The sequence below is a fragment of the Neisseria sp. P0013.S005 genome (assembly GCF_051958425.1).
Taxonomy (GTDB): domain Bacteria; phylum Pseudomonadota; class Gammaproteobacteria; order Burkholderiales; family Neisseriaceae; genus Neisseria; species Neisseria subflava.
Genome location: NZ_JBQCVL010000019.1, coordinates 1 through 14741, shown reverse-complemented (window position 1 = coordinate 14741; position 14741 = coordinate 1). Strand labels below are relative to the sequence as shown.

Annotated in this window: 12 protein-coding genes, 1 pseudogene and 1 riboswitch; of the genes and pseudogenes, 4 read left to right on the top strand and 9 right to left on the bottom strand. The window is 49.6% G+C overall.

What is annotated here, in order from left to right:
* Positions 1 to 108 precede the first annotated feature (108 nt).
* The 6 genes from ACTHTA_RS10785 to metK form a co-directional block, all read right to left on the bottom strand.
* A complete protein-coding gene (locus ACTHTA_RS10785) occupies positions 109 to 933 on the bottom strand; it encodes an undecaprenyl-diphosphate phosphatase (RefSeq protein WP_128582924.1) in 825 nt (274 codons plus the stop codon).
* Positions 934 to 977: 44 nt separating this feature from the next.
* Positions 978 to 1622, bottom strand: coding sequence for a thiol:disulfide interchange protein DsbA/DsbL (locus tag ACTHTA_RS10780; RefSeq protein ID WP_440375780.1), 645 nt, complete (start codon positions 1620 to 1622; stop codon positions 978 to 980).
* A gap of 11 nt (positions 1623 to 1633) precedes the next feature.
* On the bottom strand, positions 1634 to 2710 hold the full coding sequence (locus ACTHTA_RS10775) for an SPOR domain-containing protein (protein ID WP_440364483.1): 1077 nt from the start codon (positions 2708 to 2710) through the stop codon (positions 1634 to 1636).
* 154 nt (positions 2711 to 2864) lie between these two features.
* Complete coding sequence (locus ACTHTA_RS10770; protein ID WP_308888419.1) at positions 2865 to 4361, bottom strand: YifB family Mg chelatase-like AAA ATPase; 1497 nt, start codon at positions 4359 to 4361, stop codon at positions 2865 to 2867.
* Positions 4362 to 4374: 13 nt separating this feature from the next.
* Positions 4375 to 4695 carry an accessory factor UbiK family protein gene (locus ACTHTA_RS10765; protein ID WP_049328707.1) on the bottom strand — a complete coding sequence of 107 codons (321 nt, stop codon included), beginning with the start codon at positions 4693 to 4695 and terminating at the stop codon, positions 4375 to 4377.
* A gap of 109 nt (positions 4696 to 4804) precedes the next feature.
* Positions 4805 to 5974 carry a methionine adenosyltransferase gene (gene metK / locus ACTHTA_RS10760; protein WP_308888420.1) on the bottom strand — a complete coding sequence of 390 codons (1170 nt, stop codon included), beginning with the start codon at positions 5972 to 5974 and terminating at the stop codon, positions 4805 to 4807.
* Positions 5975 to 6147: 173 nt separating this feature from the next.
* Positions 6148 to 6258, bottom strand: a riboswitch (SAM-I-IV-variant riboswitch).
* Positions 6259 to 6366: 108 nt separating this feature from the next.
* Between metK and ACTHTA_RS10755 the strand changes: the two genes are divergently transcribed.
* The 3 genes from ACTHTA_RS10755 (at position 6367) to ACTHTA_RS10745 (ending at position 11282) form a co-directional block, all read left to right on the top strand.
* Positions 6367 to 7242 (top strand): lysophospholipid acyltransferase family protein, encoded by an 876-nt coding sequence (locus tag ACTHTA_RS10755; RefSeq protein ID WP_440364484.1) that lies wholly within the window; start codon positions 6367 to 6369, stop codon positions 7240 to 7242.
* Between the two features lie 251 nt (positions 7243 to 7493).
* Positions 7494 to 10781: an exodeoxyribonuclease V subunit gamma gene (gene recC, locus ACTHTA_RS10750; protein WP_308888422.1), complete on the top strand. Its 3288-nt coding sequence runs from the start codon at positions 7494 to 7496 to the stop codon at positions 10779 to 10781.
* A 3-nt stretch (positions 10782 to 10784) separates the two neighbouring features.
* The gene (locus ACTHTA_RS10745; RefSeq protein WP_308888424.1) at positions 10785 to 11282 is read left to right on the top strand and encodes a thioredoxin family protein; all 498 of its coding nucleotides are present in this window, start codon (positions 10785 to 10787) and stop codon (positions 11280 to 11282) included.
* A 123-nt stretch (positions 11283 to 11405) separates the two neighbouring features.
* Here the strand turns inward: ACTHTA_RS10745 and lapB are convergent, their stop codons facing one another.
* Both lapB and ACTHTA_RS10735 read right to left on the bottom strand, forming a co-directional pair.
* Complete coding sequence (gene lapB, locus ACTHTA_RS10740) at positions 11406 to 12575, bottom strand: lipopolysaccharide assembly protein LapB (protein WP_308888425.1); 1170 nt, start codon at positions 12573 to 12575, stop codon at positions 11406 to 11408.
* Positions 12576 to 12600: 25 nt separating this feature from the next.
* Positions 12601 to 12924, bottom strand: a complete 324-nt coding sequence (locus ACTHTA_RS10735) for a LapA family protein (RefSeq protein ID WP_003684458.1) — start codon at positions 12922 to 12924, stop codon at positions 12601 to 12603.
* 214 nt (positions 12925 to 13138) lie between these two features.
* On the opposite strand from ACTHTA_RS10735, the gene ilvE reads away from it, so the two are divergent.
* Complete coding sequence (ilvE, locus tag ACTHTA_RS10730) at positions 13139 to 14137, top strand: branched-chain-amino-acid transaminase (protein WP_308888426.1); 999 nt, start codon at positions 13139 to 13141, stop codon at positions 14135 to 14137.
* Between the two features lie 511 nt (positions 14138 to 14648).
* On the opposite strand, the pseudogene ACTHTA_RS10725 reads toward ilvE, so the two are convergent.
* A pseudogene (locus tag ACTHTA_RS10725) lies at positions 14649 to 14741 on the bottom strand (IS481 family transposase); the annotation flags it as partial.

Genomic DNA, 14741 nt, shown 5'->3' with positions numbered 1-14741 from the left:
ATGATGCGGAGTGTAAGCCTTTTACGGGGTAGAAATCTGATCGAAAGGGAGGAAGCGGATAAAGAAAAAGGACGTGCTCAGGCACGTCCTTTGGTGAATGAAGATGGGTTATTCGCTCCAGCTGACCCAGCCCAGCATCCAAGTAAGGAGAATCAGACCACCGAATACGATGCGGTAGTAGGCAAAAGGAACATAGTTTTTACTGGAAACAAATTTCAGCAAAGCTTTTACTGCTAATAAACCGGCGATAAATGCTGCGATAAAGCCGATGGCAATTTGTCCGACATCTTGCAAGGTAAAGAGTTTGTAGTTTTTTAAGATGTCGTAACCTGTTGCCGCAATCATCATTGGTACAGCAAGGAAGAATGAAAATTCGGTAGCCGTTTTACGTTCTAATCCCCACAGCATACCGCCCATGATGGTACTGCCTGAACGTGATGTCCCAGGGATAAGGGCACAAATTTGGGCGCATCCTACAACAAATGCGTCAATTGGGCGCATATCATCGACATGGTTGACTTTAGGTTTGGCTGTTGTTTGGCGTTTTTCAACCCATAAAATGAAGAAGCCTCCCAGTACCAGCATGGTAGCAACGGTAATCGGGTTGAAAAGATGCAATTTAATTTGTTTACTGAATAAGAGGCCAACAATCGCAGCGGGGATGAATGCGATAAATAAATTCAGCACAAAGCGATTGGCTGTTCGCTCTTTGCCTAGTCCTTTTATGATATGGGTAAATCGTTGGCGATATTCGAATACGACGGCTAATACGGCACCGAGCTGGATGGCAATTTCGAATACTTTACCGTTACTTTGGAAATTCATTAAGTCGCCGAATACAATCAAGTGACCGGTACTGGAAATAGGGAGAAACTCGGTTAAACCTTCGATGATACCGAGAATAAGTGCTTTGAATAAAATCAGAATGTCCATAAGTTTTCAGACGGCCTTGAGGCCGTCTTTCTTTTGTTGATTAGTTAAAGTGGTTTCGAGGATTGTTCGCGGCGGACTTTGACGATGAGCTCGTCTATAGTTTTCATACCGGCTTTCCAGTCGCTACCATTGAAATTGACTTTGTATTTACCACCGACGATGACAGTTGGTGTGTTTTCAATTCGATAAGTTTCCGTCAATTGCTGCATTTTTGCAGCAGCCGATGCGGCAGTAGGACTATTATTGTAGGCTTGAAGCAGTTTTTTACTGTCAAAACCCGTCTGTTTACCCACCCATGAGCGGAATACATTGGTATCGGCCAGGTTGATTTTTTGTTCGTAAACTGCTTTGAAGATGACTGGATTGGCTTGATATTTCAAACCTGAAAGATTAACGGCTGCGGCCACCTTGGCCAAACCCAACATTTCAGGCATCCAAACGACGTGCTCTGTCCGTAAGGAAACATCTTTAGCGAAGGTTTTGCTATGTTGCAACAAAACTGGATCGAGATGGTAACAATGGACGCAGAAGTAGCCGAAAAATTCTAGCACTTCAATTTTTCCGGCTTGCTGCTGCGGGATAGGGCGACTAAGAACGGTATAGTCCACGCCTTCGGTAGCAGCCTGCGCGCTCAGATTGAGCAGGCTCAGGCTGAGTGCGGCAATGGTTTGTTTTATACGCTGCTTCATCAGTGATTCCATTATTTGGTAGGACGAATCAAGCTGTTGATATTATGGCCTTGCAGGTTTTTTTGCAGTTTTACAGCGGCTTCCTGCGGCATGGTGTTACTTTGAACTCGGTAAATGGTTTTATCGCCGTTTTGCGATTCAACCACTTTGGAAGAAACACCTAAAATAGCCAATTTCGCACGTTGTGAATCTGCGCTGGAGCGGTCTGCATATGAACCAAGTTGCAGGAAGGCTTTTTTACCGCTGTTGGCAGCTGCTTCGGCTTTTTCTGTTGACTGTTTACTTGCAGTGTTGCTGCTTTCTTTGGTTGTAGAGGCATTTGCGGCTTTACGTGCTTTCTCGATGCTGCCGCTGTTGAGGATTTGCTCAGGTGTCGGCTTGTTTTGTTTTTTGGCTTCGGCTGCTTTTTTCTCAGCCAATTTGCGCTCGGCACGCTCTTTTTGTTTGTCGGTCAGTTGGTCGGCTGCTTTTTTGTCTTTTGCAGTTTTATCAGCAGCTTCTTTTTCAGCTTTGGCTTTTTCTGCGCGTTTTTTTTCTAATTCGGCTTTTTTCTCGGCCAGTTTTTTCTTGGAGGCTTCTTTTTCTGCTTCCGCTTTTGCAGATTTTTCTTTGGCTTCACGTTCGGCTTTGTCGGCGGCAGTTTTGTCTGCTCTTTCTTTGGCTTCGCGTTCGGCTTTTTCTGCTTCAGCTTTATCCGCTTTTTCTTTGGCCTCGCGATCGGCTTTTTCCTGAGCCTCTTTTTCTGCTTGTGCCGTTTTCTCTTCAGCTTCTTTGGCAGCCTTTTCTGCCGCTTCTTTTGCTTTGGCTTCTTTCTCTGCCGCTTCTTTTTCAGCAGCTTCTTTTTCAGCTTTGGCTTTTTCTTCATCTGCTTGGCTGGACGAATTGTCGGTAGCAGGGCGTTTCTCTGCTTTGTCTTGAGGCTTCAGGATTTCAGGTTCTTCGCTTTGTTTAGGCTGAGTCAGCTCTTTGAAAACGTTTTGGTTGCCTTGGTTCAAGAAGAACAAAATACCGGCAATAATACCTGTTGCCAGTATCAGGCCGAAAAAGAAACCGGCCAAGCCTTTGCCATATTGTGTAGATTTTTTCATGACTTACCTTGTAATAATGGGTTCAGACGGCCTGAAGGGAGACTGTCTGAGTTTGGATTCGATATTTTATCAATAACCGTTATAGACGGCAAAATCCTGATGCTTTGTTTACTCTAGTTTTACTTAAACATAAAGATTCAGGCCGTCTGAAAAGTTAAAGGGCGCGACGGAAGCCGATGGCTTTCATCACATGGGTTTTGCTGACTTCTTCGTCCCCTGCCAAATCGGCCAGCGTACGGGCGACGCGCATGATGCGGTGAAAACTTCGGGCGGAAAGGGACAGTTTTTCGAGCATGGTTCCCAAAGCTTCTTGCGCTTCTTTTTGGATACGGGCTTTGCCATCGAGCTCGCCGACACTCAGTTCCGCATTGACTTTGCCCTGTCTGTTGTATTGGATTTTTCGTGCGGCGGTAACGCGTTCCAATACGGTGGCACTGGATTCGCCTGCTTCTTGTTGCATCAGCTCGGCAGCGGAAAGGCTGGGTACTTCGATGGTTAAATCAATACGGTCGAGCAATGGCCCTGAAATTTTGTTGCGGTAGCGGGCAACGCTTTCAGGCGTGCAACGGCAAGGTTTGGACGGATGACCAAGATAGCCGCAAGGGCAGGGGTTCATGGCGGCGACAAGTTGGAACTTGGCCGGATAAACTGCTTGGCGTGCGGCGCGGGAAATATGGATTTCGCCGTTTTCCAAAGGCTCGCGCAATACTTCTAATACTTTACGGTCAAACTCGGGCAATTCGTCTAAAAACAACACTCCGTGGTGCGCCAATGAAATTTCTCCCGGACGTGGGTCTGAACCGCCGCCGACCATGGCAGCCGAGCTGGCACTGTGATGAGGGCTGCGGAAAGGACGGTTGCTGTCGAGTTGCTGCTGATGGTTGGGCAGGAGTGAACGCAATGCCCATACTTCGACCAATTCGTCTTCGGTCAAAGGCGGGAGGATACCGGGCAAACGTTGCGAAAGCATGGATTTGCCTGTACCCGGCGGACCCATCATCAGCAGGCTGTGTCCGCCTGCCGCTGCGATTTCCAATGCAAGGCGGGCGGTATGTTGGCCTTTAACATCGGCTAAATCAGGAATTTTACTTTGTTCAGACGGCTTTTGCGTCAGCTTGCATTCAGTCTGTGTCAACGGTTCGATACCGTTTAAATGTGCGGCCACTTCGCCTAAAGAACGTGCGCCATAAACCGCGATACCGCGCATGACGGCAGCCTGTTCGGCATTTTCTTGCGGCAAGACGAACGAACGGCCTGCCTGCATTCCCTGCCATGCCATAGCCAGCGCGCCGCGTACGGGACGCAGCAGGCCGGATAGTGCCAATTCTCCGGCAAACTCATATTGGGCGAGCTTTTCAGGATTGATTTGTCCCGATGCGGCAAGAATGCCCAAGGCGATCGGCAAATCGAAACGGCCGGATTCTTTTGGGAGGTCGGCCGGTGCGAGGTTGACGGTAATTTTCTTGGCGGGAAAGTCGAAGCCGCTTTGGATGATGGCGGCACGCACACGGTCGCGGCTTTCTTTGACTTCAGTATCAGGCAAACCGACGATATTGAAATGTGGCAAGCCGTTGGCAAGGTGGGCTTCCACTTCGACCAACGGCGCATTCATGCCGCTTAAGGCGCGGCTGTAAACCAAAGCAAGCGACATGTTTCAGACGGCCTTATTCGGCAGCTTCGGTTTGTTGTTTGATTTCGGCAACAGCTTCTTCCGCAGCGGTTTCGGCCGCTTTCAAAGCAGCTTCTTCAGGCTCTTGAGCGGCTTCGAGTTTGGCCAAACGGGCTTCCAATTCGGCCAGTTTGGTACGGGTTTTAATCAAAACCTGTTGTTGGATGTCGAATTCTTCGCGGGTCACCAAATCCATGCGGTTGAACGCGCTGCCGAGCATGGCTTTAACGTTTTTTTCCATGTCTTTGGCAGGGCTGTTGGCGATGGTTTCGCTGATTTTGGAGCTGACTTCTTCAAAAAGTTGTTTGCCGAACATAATCCGTATCCTTTATTCAGAATGTATATAGAAATTCAAGTGGCTATTGTATAAGGAAAAAGGCCGTCTGAAAACGTTTTGCTTTTCAGACGGCCTCAAATGCGGAAGTTTACACGCCTGCGGCTGCTTTCAATGCGGCTGCTTTGTCGGTGCGCTCCCAAGTAAATTCAGGCTCTTCGCGGCCGAAATGGCCGTATGCGGCGGATTTGCTGTAAATCGGGCGCAAGAGGTCGAGCATTTGGACGATGCCTTTGGGGCGCAGGTCGAAATGTTCGCGAACTAAGGCAATCAGTTTTTCTTCGCTGATTTTGCCTGTACCGAAGGTATCGATGGAAATCGAAGTCGGTTCGGCAACGCCGATGGCGTAGGAAACTTGGATTTGGCATTGGGTTGCCAAACCGGCGGCTACGATGTTTTTTGCAACATAGCGGCAGGCGTAAGCGGCGGAACGGTCCACTTTGGACGGGTCTTTGCCGGAGAATGCGCCGCCGCCGTGCGGAGCCGCACCGCCGTAGGTATCGACGATGATTTTACGGCCGGTCAAACCGCAGTCGCCTTGCGGGCCGCCGATAACGAAGCGGCCGGTCGGGTTGATCAGGTATTTGGTTTCGTCGGTCAGCAGTTCAGACGGCAGAACCGGTTTGATGATGTGTTCGATCACGGCGTTTTTCAGCTCTTCGTAACCGATAGACGGATCGTGCTGGGTAGACAGGACGACGGTGTCGATGCGTTTTACTTTGCCGGTTTTGCTGTCGTAAACCACGGTCAGTTGGGCTTTGGCATCAGGACGCAGCCAAGGCAGGCGGCCGTCTTTGCGCAATTCGCTTTGGCGTTGCATCAGGCGGTGGCTGTAATAGATGGCAAACGGCATCAGGGTCGGGGTTTCGTCGCAGGCGTAGCCGAACATCAAGCCTTGGTCGCCCGCACCTTGGTTCAAGTCGATGCCTTCGCCTTCGTTCACGCCTTGGGCGATGTCGGGGGATTGTTGGTCGTAGTACACGCCGACCGCGCAACCATTGGCGTCAAAGCCCAGCTCGGACGAGTTGTAGCCGATGCGTTTGATGGTTTCGCGTGCGACTTTGATGTAGTCCACTTGGGCGGTAGTCGTGATTTCGCCTGCCAATACGCACAAGCCTGTGTTGACTAAGGTTTCTGCGGCGACACGCGCTTTTGGGTCTTGCGCCAAGATGGCATCCAAAATCGCATCGGATACTTGGTCGGCAACTTTATCCGGATGGCCTTCGGATACCGATTCGGAAGTAAACAGATATTCGCTCATTGCTATTCTTTCATTAAAAACAGGCTGCTGTGTTTTCAGACGGCCTTTTATTTCGGACAGCGGAAATCATAACAAAAACTCCGCTTTTTCTCTATACAAGTGAGAAATATTCGCACTTGCCTGCTGTTTCGGAATCCTGTTGCGCGTTTCTTACAGGCAAAAAAATTCCCGCATTAAGCGGGTTTGGATTGCTCTGGCGAGCCACATCGGTTTTTCAACCGTCCACCTTACCTTTCCGTTTGAAAAGCAGGTTGGCATGGAATTCCCAACTCTTAATGCAGTGCGGATAGTAGCAGAAAAGCAGGTGTGCCGCAATATATTTGCCCGAAGTCTGTTTTGTTCAGACGGCCTGTTTCGTTTACAATCTGTCCACTTCATTTTGGTAAAACCTTATGCAAACGCTTGTTACCTTTGTTTTTAAATTTTTGGCCGCTCTGCCTTTGGCTTGGTTGCACAAATTAGGCAATCTGCTGGGCAGTTTGGGTTTCCGCGTGCTGTCGAAAGATCGCCGGCGTGTTTTCGAAAACATGAAACTTGCCGGTTTGAACCCGACGGATGAGGCGGTGAAAAAAGTTTTCCATGAAACGGCAAAAGGCGGCTTGGAATTGCCGGTGGCGTTTTTCAGACGGCCTGAGGAAATTGAGAACCTGTTTGTCAGCGTCAACGGTTGGGAACATGTTCAGACGGCCTTGAACACGGGCGAGGGTTTGCTGTTTATCACGCCACACATCGGCAGCTATGATTTGGCCGGCCGCTACATCAGCCAGCAACTGCCGTTTCCGCTGACGGCGATGTACAAGCCGCCGAAAATCAAGGCATTTGATGAGGTAATGCAGGCAGGTCGCGTGCGCGGCAAGGGCAAGACTGCACCGACCAGTATTCAGGGCGTCAAACAAATCATCAAGGCCCTGCGCGGCGGCGAAGCGACCATTGTGTTGCCGGACCATGTACCGTCTCCGGAAGAAGGGGGCGACGGCGTGTGGGTGGACTTTTTCGGCAAACCTGCCTACACCATGACGTTGGCGGGCAAGCTGGCGCAAGTCAAAGGCGTGAAGGCTTTGTTTTTCTGCGGCGAGCGGCTGCCCGACGGCAAAGGCTTTGTCTTGCACATCGAGCCTTTGCGCGGCGAGTTGAACGGCGATAAGGAGAACGACGCGCGCGTGATCAATGAAAATACCGAATATTGGATACGCCGTTTTCCGGAACAATATTTGTTTATGTACAACCGCTATAAGCATCCCGAAGGCGCGCCGTTGCCACCTGCTTGAGTCGGATAGATTCAAAACCTGCTTTGAGGGAAACAGGTTTTTATTTTGGTTGGGAATTAAGATTGAACAAAGTCGAAGTTCAAAAAGAAATACATCAAAGCCCAACGTTTGAGTTTTAACGGTAAAGGCCGTCTGAAAAGCGATTTCAGACGGCCTTTACCATAATCTTTTGCCTTTTATTTTAATACGCTGCTGAACCGTTTGCCCTGATGGCATTATAATGCGCGTAATTGTTTTTTCGATGGCATGTCATGTTTTATCTCTTTCAATCCGACCGTTTGGAATCGCTTGCCGAAATGTGCGCGCGTATTCATCAGGCTTCGCCCTTGGATTCTGTATTGGCGCAGGAAGAAGTGGTGGTGCAGAGCCAGGGGATGCGGCGTTATCTGAATGTGTTTTTCGCGCGCGAACTCGGCGTGGCGGCGAATTTGAAGTTCAGCCTGCCTGCCGGTTTGGCTTGGCAGCTGATGCGCAAATTGGTTCCCGATGTGCCGCCGCTCAGTCCGTTTTCGCCTGAAGTCATGCGTTGGCGCTTGCTGGATTTGTTCCGCAGCGAAATGTTTCAGACGGCCCCGGAATACGAAAATGTGCGCTTGAAGCTGGAAAGTTATTTGCACAGCTCGGCATCGGCGGATTATCAGCTTGCCGGACAGATGGCGGATATTTTCGACCAATATTTGGTGTACCGGCCGGATTGGATTGATGCGTGGCAGGCTGGGAAACTACTGGGTTTGGGCGATGATGAGGATTGGCAGGCGCGGCTGTGGCGTTATTTGGACGATGGCAGCCAATCTGCGCCGCACCGCGTGGCCTTGTGGGAAAAGCTGTTGGCGCAGTTGGATAAATCGGTCTTGCCGCAAAGGTTGTTTGTATTCGGCATTTCGACAATGGCGCCGATGTATCTGCAACTCTTGCACCAAATTTCTAAGCATTGCGATGTGTTTGTGTTTGCGCTCAACCCGAGCAGCCAATATTGGGGCGAGGTTATCGACGAGGCGCAGATTTTGAAAAGGGGTGATGAGGCGGATTTGTCGCAGGTAGGGCATCCGCTATTGGCTTCTTTGGGCAAGCAGGGGCGCGATTTCTTTGATTTTCTGTCGGAAGTGGAAACCGAGCAGGATATTCAGGTTTATGAAGAGGGAAAAGACGATACCTTATTGCATTGCCTGCAAAACGATATCCAAAACTTAATCATGCCGTCTGAACGCTTATATCAACAGGAAGAAGGCGAAGTAGGTTTGGTTCAAGTCCATGATGCGGACGGCAATCTAGTGTGTGTCGAGCCGGATAGGCTGCTGAATGACGGCTCCGTCAAAATCGTCGCGGCGCACAGCCCTTTGCGCGAATTGCAGATTTTGAAAGAAGAGCTGTCGCTGGTGTTGCAAAAAAATCCCGACTGGCAGCTGCACGATATTGCCGTGTTGACACCGAACATCGAGCCGTACAGCCCGTTTATCGAAGCCGTTTTTGGACAGGAACATGCAGGTAGCCAGGCTTTGCCGTATTCGATTTCGGATGTGAAACTCAGCCGCCGTCAGCCGTTACTGTATGCTTTGGCGCAAACTTTGGACTTGCTGGAGAGCCGGTTTGAAGTGGATAAGGTTTTGCCTTTGCTGGAAAGCCGGTTGGTGCTGCAACGCTTCGGTTTGAGCGAGGAAGATGTGCCGCTGCTGCATGAGACTGTTGCCGGATTGAATGTGCATTGGGGTTTGGATCAAACCATGCGCGAGGGCAAAGACAACCTCTTTACTTGGCAACAGGCGGTAGAGCGTTTGGCCTTGGGCTGGATGCTGCCTGAAGGCGGCAACGGTATGTGGCAGGGCGTGAGTGCGTGGCATAGCAACGTCAACCAGCTGGACGTATTCAGCGGTTTTGCCGAATTTATCCGTACTTTGGCGGATATGGCGGCGCAATGGCAACAGCCTGTCAATGTGGAAGGCTGGGTGCAGCGTTACCGCGATTTGCTGGAGAAACTGTTTGCTCCGGATACGGACGACCAATACGCCAAGCAGCAGTTTGAGCAGTCTTTGGCAAAATGGCAGGACGAGGCGCAGTTGGCCGGATTTGACGGATTGTTGCCGTGTAAAACCGTTATCCGCCATATCCGCCGCTTTTTGGACAGCGAAAGCCAAGCCGGATTTTTGAGTGGCGGCATCACTTTTTGCAGTATGGTGCCGATGCGCAGCCTGCCGTTTAAAATGGTTTGCCTGTTGGGTCTGAATGACGGCGATTTTCCGCGCAATACCAAAGCGGCGGTGTTCGACCTGATTGCCAAACATCCGAAAAAAGGCGACCGCGCCCGCCGCGACGACGACCGTTATCTCTTCCTGGAAGCCTTAATCAGCGCGCGCGAAATGCTGTATTTGTCTTATATCGGCCGCGATATACGCAATGATGCCGAGTTCGCGCCGTCTTCGTTAATCAGCGAGCTGCTGGATACCATTGCCGCCATGACGGGGAAAAGCGGGCGCGAGTTGTCGGAGAAATGGGTGAAACATCATCCTTTGCAGGCGTTCTCACGCCGTTATTTCCAAAAGGACGCGCTTTCAGACGGCCTCTTCAGTACGCGCCAAGATTACGCCGATGCATTGAACCAACCGCAAGCGGAAGCGCAGCCGTTTTTCCTTGAGGCCTTAAGTCAGGAAGAGCCGGGCAAAACCATTCATCAGGGCGAGCTTGTCAGTTTTTGGCGCAACCCTGTCAAAGTTTGGCTGAAGAAAAATTTAAGCTGGGATCAACCGTATCTGGACGGCGCATGGGAGTCTGCCGAACCGTTTGAGCCGCAACATGAGGGTCGGATTGCCGATGCCTATTTGGATGCACGGCGCAAAGGGGAAGATTTTGAAGATACGGCCATTCGGCTGAATGCCGAAAGCCTAATGCCGGTGGGCGAGTTGGGCGGTTTATGGCAGAAGCAGTATCAGATATCTGCGAAAAACGTAGATGCCGAGCTGATACGCAGTAACAAAAGGCCGTCTGAACCTTATGAAGAACACTTTGACGACTTGGTTTTACAAGGCACCATCGGCAATCTTTACGAATGCGGCCGCATTGTGTTCCTAAACCAAAAAGATAATGCACCCAACCGCATTGCCCGTTTATTGGAGCATTTGATTTTTTGCGCCGTTGCCCCTAAATCCATTGCAAACCGACAAACCTATATTGTCAGCTTGGGACAGACCGAAACCTATGCCACCATCGGGCAAGAGGCGGCGAGGGAGCTTTTAAAAGAATGGCTGGTATATTTCCGAATCGGACAAAATACCCCCTTGCCGTTTTTTGCCAAAACCAGCCTTGCCGCAGCGGAGGAGTACAACAAGAAAGAGGATTGGGATGCTGCCTTGAGAAAAGCCCATGATGTTTTTAACGGCAACAAAATGAGCAAAGGGCAGAAAGAATATACCGAAGTGAAGCTGGTGTTTGGCCATTCGGAAGAATCGCCGCTTGATGAGCCGCTATTTGAAAACCTCGTCGTCAATCTGCTCGTTCCGCTTTTGACCGGCGTGGCAGGGAAGACCGATACAACAGAACAGGAGTAAAGCATGGCCACTTATGCAGAATATTTGGATTTTGATACTGAAGAAGACAAATTGAAACAGCAGCAACTCTATCAGGCGACCGAGCTGTCGGCGCAAACGGTAGCGGCGGTTAAAAAGATCAGCCGTCCGCAAAACTGGCTGCTTGCCGCTGCACCATATTGCCCTGATTGCCGCGTGTTTGTGCCGTTTATTCAAAAAATGGCGGAGTTGAACCCCAATATCCGCGTCAACTATATTGCCCGCAACGATTTTGACGACAGCAGCCGTTTTGAGAATCCGCGCCAACAGGAAATCGTCCGCGCCAATCAAAAAATCCCTGCGCTGTTTTTGATGGGGCATGAAGAGGCTGGGCCTGTGTTTAACGAGTTTCCACAAGTGGTATTGAACCAAATTGCGGCAGATGAAACCCGGCGCACGGAATTGCGCGATGCGTACCGTGCCGGCGAGTTTAATGCCGATATTGAGGCTCAGATTGTAGCGGCGTTGGCATGGGCAGAGTAGCGGTGTTGAGCAGATATTGCTGGTGTGTAAGGCTGTGTTTTGAACCGCTTTGATATTTTGCTTTGTAATAAAAAGGCCGTCTGAAAAGATTTCAGACGGCCTTTTTTGATGCTTAACGCTTTATTAAATCTCGATTTTATTCGGCGTAAAGGTTTGCCATTTGTTGCAGGCAGGGCAGTGCCAGAAGAAGACTTGGGATTTGAAGTGGCAGTTGCGGCAGCGGTACATAACGCTTTTTTGCAGCTGGCGGCCGATAATGGAACGAATCATATCGGTGTCGGCTTTCCACTCCGGATTCATACTGCTGAGTTTCAAGCCAAGCAGGCGGTACACGCCGTTGAGGTCGGGTTTTTGGCGGACGAGTTCGACAGCGATTTGCGCCGCTTCGGTTTCGCCCTTGAGCAACAGGGCCTTCTCATAGATGACGTTGATCAGGTCAAGCTCGGGGAAGGTTTGCATATAGCCGATAAGGCGGTTGAGGCCTTCTTCCTGTTTGCCTTGCGCGGCATAGGCTTCATAGAGTTTCTCGCCGACCATGCTCAAATAGGCGTGGTTTTGCTGCTCGATGGCGGAATACGCTTCTACTGCGGCAGGGAAGTTACCCTGACGGTATTCGATGTCGCCGAGAATGATGTTGGCGCGCGTACATTTTTTGTTGGCTTCGAGTGCTTTGCCGATGTTGTAGCGTGCGGTGTCGAAGTTGGATTTGAACAGCGCGGCTTGGGCGATTTCACAATAAAACTGGGCGATTTCAAACTGGTAGGTTTGTTCGTCATGGCTCAAGAGCTGCGCCATTTCGATGGCTTTTTCCCAGTCGCGGTCTTGTTGGTAGATACTCAAAAGGTGTTGGCGGGCTTCGCGTGCCATATCGCCTTCCTGCAAACCGAGGAAGATTTGTTCGGCTCGGTCAACCAAGCCTGCGCTTTGGTAGTTTTGCGCCAATTCAAAAAGCACGCGCGCGCGTTTTTCGTTGACTGTGTCGGGCGAATCGAGCAGGGCGCGGTGCATATTGATGGCTTTGTCGTTTTCGCCGCGCTGACGGTAGAGCTTGCCTAGGGTCAGGTTTAAGTCGTATGACTGCGGCTGTTGGTCAATCACTTCCGCCAATTCGCGCGCGGCACGGCCGCTGTTGCGGTCAACGAGGGCGTCAAGGCTTTTGTAAAAGCCTGCCGGTATGCTTTTGGCCTGTTTCAGGACGGTCTTCATATCGACACGCGCGGCAAACCAGCCCATAGCGAAGAAAACGGGGAGGAGGACGATGGGCAGTAAGATGACCCACAATTCGTTGTCCATGGTATTCCTTTATTGATTGGTGGCGTTACGCTTTGGGAGTGGCTTCGGAAGTCGTTGCCGGTGTTTCGGTTTTGACCGGAGTCAGGTCTTTTTCGGAAAGGTGGGCATGTTTTTTCACTTCGGCGCGCAGGCGGTTGTTTTCGCTGCGCAGGAACAGCAGACGGCCGAAGAGGGCAAACATACCGAACACGATGCCGATAATAAATGCACCGAAAAGCACGACAATCAGCGGCAGATTGATGTTTTGGCCGGGCAGGTAGAAGAAGGATACGGTGTGGGTATTGGTGATGGCCAGTAGGAGGAAAACAAGAAGAATCAGGATTTTGATGATGGTAGAGATGAGTTTCATGGGTTACTCCGGGTTGGCTGCGGTTGGGGCAGGCCGTCTGAAAAATGGTATCAGTTTAAACGATTTGCCGGATTTCGGATAGGACGGCATGTTTCAGACGGCAGGGGGACAGTGTCTTTATGCTGACGGGTACTTGTCAAACCTATATTGAAAGGCGTATTGTTCAGTCTTTAATTAATTTATTTTGCACATCAGAATAAGAAAGGCAATCATCATGAGCAGACCAGTTCCAGCCGTATTCGGCAGCGTTTTTCACGCTGAAATGCCCGTTATCGCTTATCGTGAAGGTAAATGGCAGCCGGTAGAGTGGCAATCTTCCAAAGACCTGACAATCGCCCCCGGCGCGCATGCCTTGCATTACGGCAGCGAATGTTTTGAGGGCTTGAAGGCATTCCGTCAGACAAACGGCAAAATCGTGATGTTCCGCCCGACCGCCAATATCGCGCGCATGCAGCAAAGTGCGGATATTCTGCACCTGCCGCGCCCTGAAACTGAGGCTTATTTGGATGCTTTGATTGAATTGGTCAAACGCTCTGCCGAAGAAATTCCTGATGCGCCAGCTGCGTTGTACCTGCGTCCGACTTTGATCGGTACCGATCCTGTGATCGGTAAAGCTGGTTCTCCTTCTGAAACTGCTTTGCTGTACATTTTGGCTTCTCCTGTCGGCGACTATTTCAAAGCCGGTTCGCCCGTTAAAATCTTGGTTGAAACCGAACATATCCGTTGCGCTCCACATATGGGTCGTGTGAAATGCGGTGGCAACTATGCTTCCGCCATGCCTTGGGTTTTGAAAGCCAAAGCCGAATATGGCGCAAACCAAGTGTTGTTCTGTCCGAATGGCGACGTTCAGGAAACCGGCGCGTCTAACTTTATCCTGATTAACGGCGATGAAATCATTACCAAACCGTTGACAGACGAATTCCTGCATGGCGTTACCCGTGATTCCGTACTGACAGTTGCCAAAGATTTGGGCTACACCATTACCGAGCGCAACTTTACCGTTGATGAGCTGAAAGCAGCTGTGGAAAATGGCGCAGAGGCGATTCTGACCGGTACGGCTGCGGTTATTTCTCCGGTAACTTCTTTCGTGATTGATGGCAAAGAAATCGAAGTGAAGAGCCAAGAGAGCGGTTACGCAATCCGTAAGGCGATTACCGACATTCAATACGGTTTGACAGAAGACAAACACGGCTGGTTGGTCGAAGTTTGTTAAATAGAGCGCATTTAATAAAAAAGGCCGTCTGAAATATTTTTTCAGACGGCCTTTTTTTATTGGTTTTTAGATGGTAAAAGCAATAATAAAATACTAAATTTTTCAAATAAACGGTAGTATTTTAGGGTAATCGGTATATAATGCGCAATTATGTTGTAAAAATACATATTAAAAATATCGAATTTTATTGATTTTTCGATGAAGTTAAAAACATTTATAGATATTTATTTTGTATATTTTGTAAATTTAGTTAAATTAGGAATGCTAAAAACATATTGTGTTAGAATTCCCCTCCTTTTTGGCTTCGCGGGATTAACTCTGTCACGCCAAAAAGGAAAACAATACAAGATAAAACCATTTTTATTTTGCTATAAAAATCAAAAATAACTTAACTTTGGATGAACTAATCAATTAAAAAGGGACTCTGATACATTTCCGTCAAAAATAACCGGATACATGGTACGCGGACAGATTGCCTATAAAAGTCATCTGTAGGAAAACGTTGCGTTGTTTACACCACAGGTTGGGAAAAATAAGCCTGCAAGACCTCAAACGGCGTATCGCCGTTCAAACTGCGGTGCGGCTTCACAGTGTTATAGAAATT

What these genes read in the sequence shown, in the direction of transcription:
- ACTHTA_RS10785 (WP_128582924.1), bottom strand. Translation starts at nt 933, where the DNA reads ATGGACATTCTGATTTTATTCAAAGCACTTATTCTCGGTATCATCGAA.
- ACTHTA_RS10780 (WP_440375780.1), bottom strand. Translation starts at nt 1,622, where the DNA reads ATGAAGCAGCGTATAAAACAAACCATTGCCGCACTCAGCCTGAGCCTG.
- ACTHTA_RS10775 (WP_440364483.1), bottom strand. Translation starts at nt 2,710, where the DNA reads ATGAAAAAATCTACACAATATGGCAAAGGCTTGGCCGGTTTCTTTTTC.
- ACTHTA_RS10770 (WP_308888419.1), bottom strand. Translation starts at nt 4,361, where the DNA reads ATGTCGCTTGCTTTGGTTTACAGCCGCGCCTTAAGCGGCATGAATGCG.
- ACTHTA_RS10765 (WP_049328707.1), bottom strand. Translation starts at nt 4,695, where the DNA reads ATGTTCGGCAAACAACTTTTTGAAGAAGTCAGCTCCAAAATCAGCGAA.
- metK (WP_308888420.1), bottom strand. Translation starts at nt 5,974, where the DNA reads ATGAGCGAATATCTGTTTACTTCCGAATCGGTATCCGAAGGCCATCCG.
- ACTHTA_RS10755 (WP_440364484.1), top strand. Translation starts at nt 6,367, where the DNA reads ATGCAAACGCTTGTTACCTTTGTTTTTAAATTTTTGGCCGCTCTGCCT.
- recC (WP_308888422.1), top strand. Translation starts at nt 7,494, where the DNA reads ATGTTTTATCTCTTTCAATCCGACCGTTTGGAATCGCTTGCCGAAATG.
- ACTHTA_RS10745 (WP_308888424.1), top strand. Translation starts at nt 10,785, where the DNA reads ATGGCCACTTATGCAGAATATTTGGATTTTGATACTGAAGAAGACAAA.
- lapB (WP_308888425.1), bottom strand. Translation starts at nt 12,575, where the DNA reads ATGGACAACGAATTGTGGGTCATCTTACTGCCCATCGTCCTCCTCCCC.
- ACTHTA_RS10735 (WP_003684458.1), bottom strand. Translation starts at nt 12,924, where the DNA reads ATGAAACTCATCTCTACCATCATCAAAATCCTGATTCTTCTTGTTTTC.
- ilvE (WP_308888426.1), top strand. Translation starts at nt 13,139, where the DNA reads ATGAGCAGACCAGTTCCAGCCGTATTCGGCAGCGTTTTTCACGCTGAA.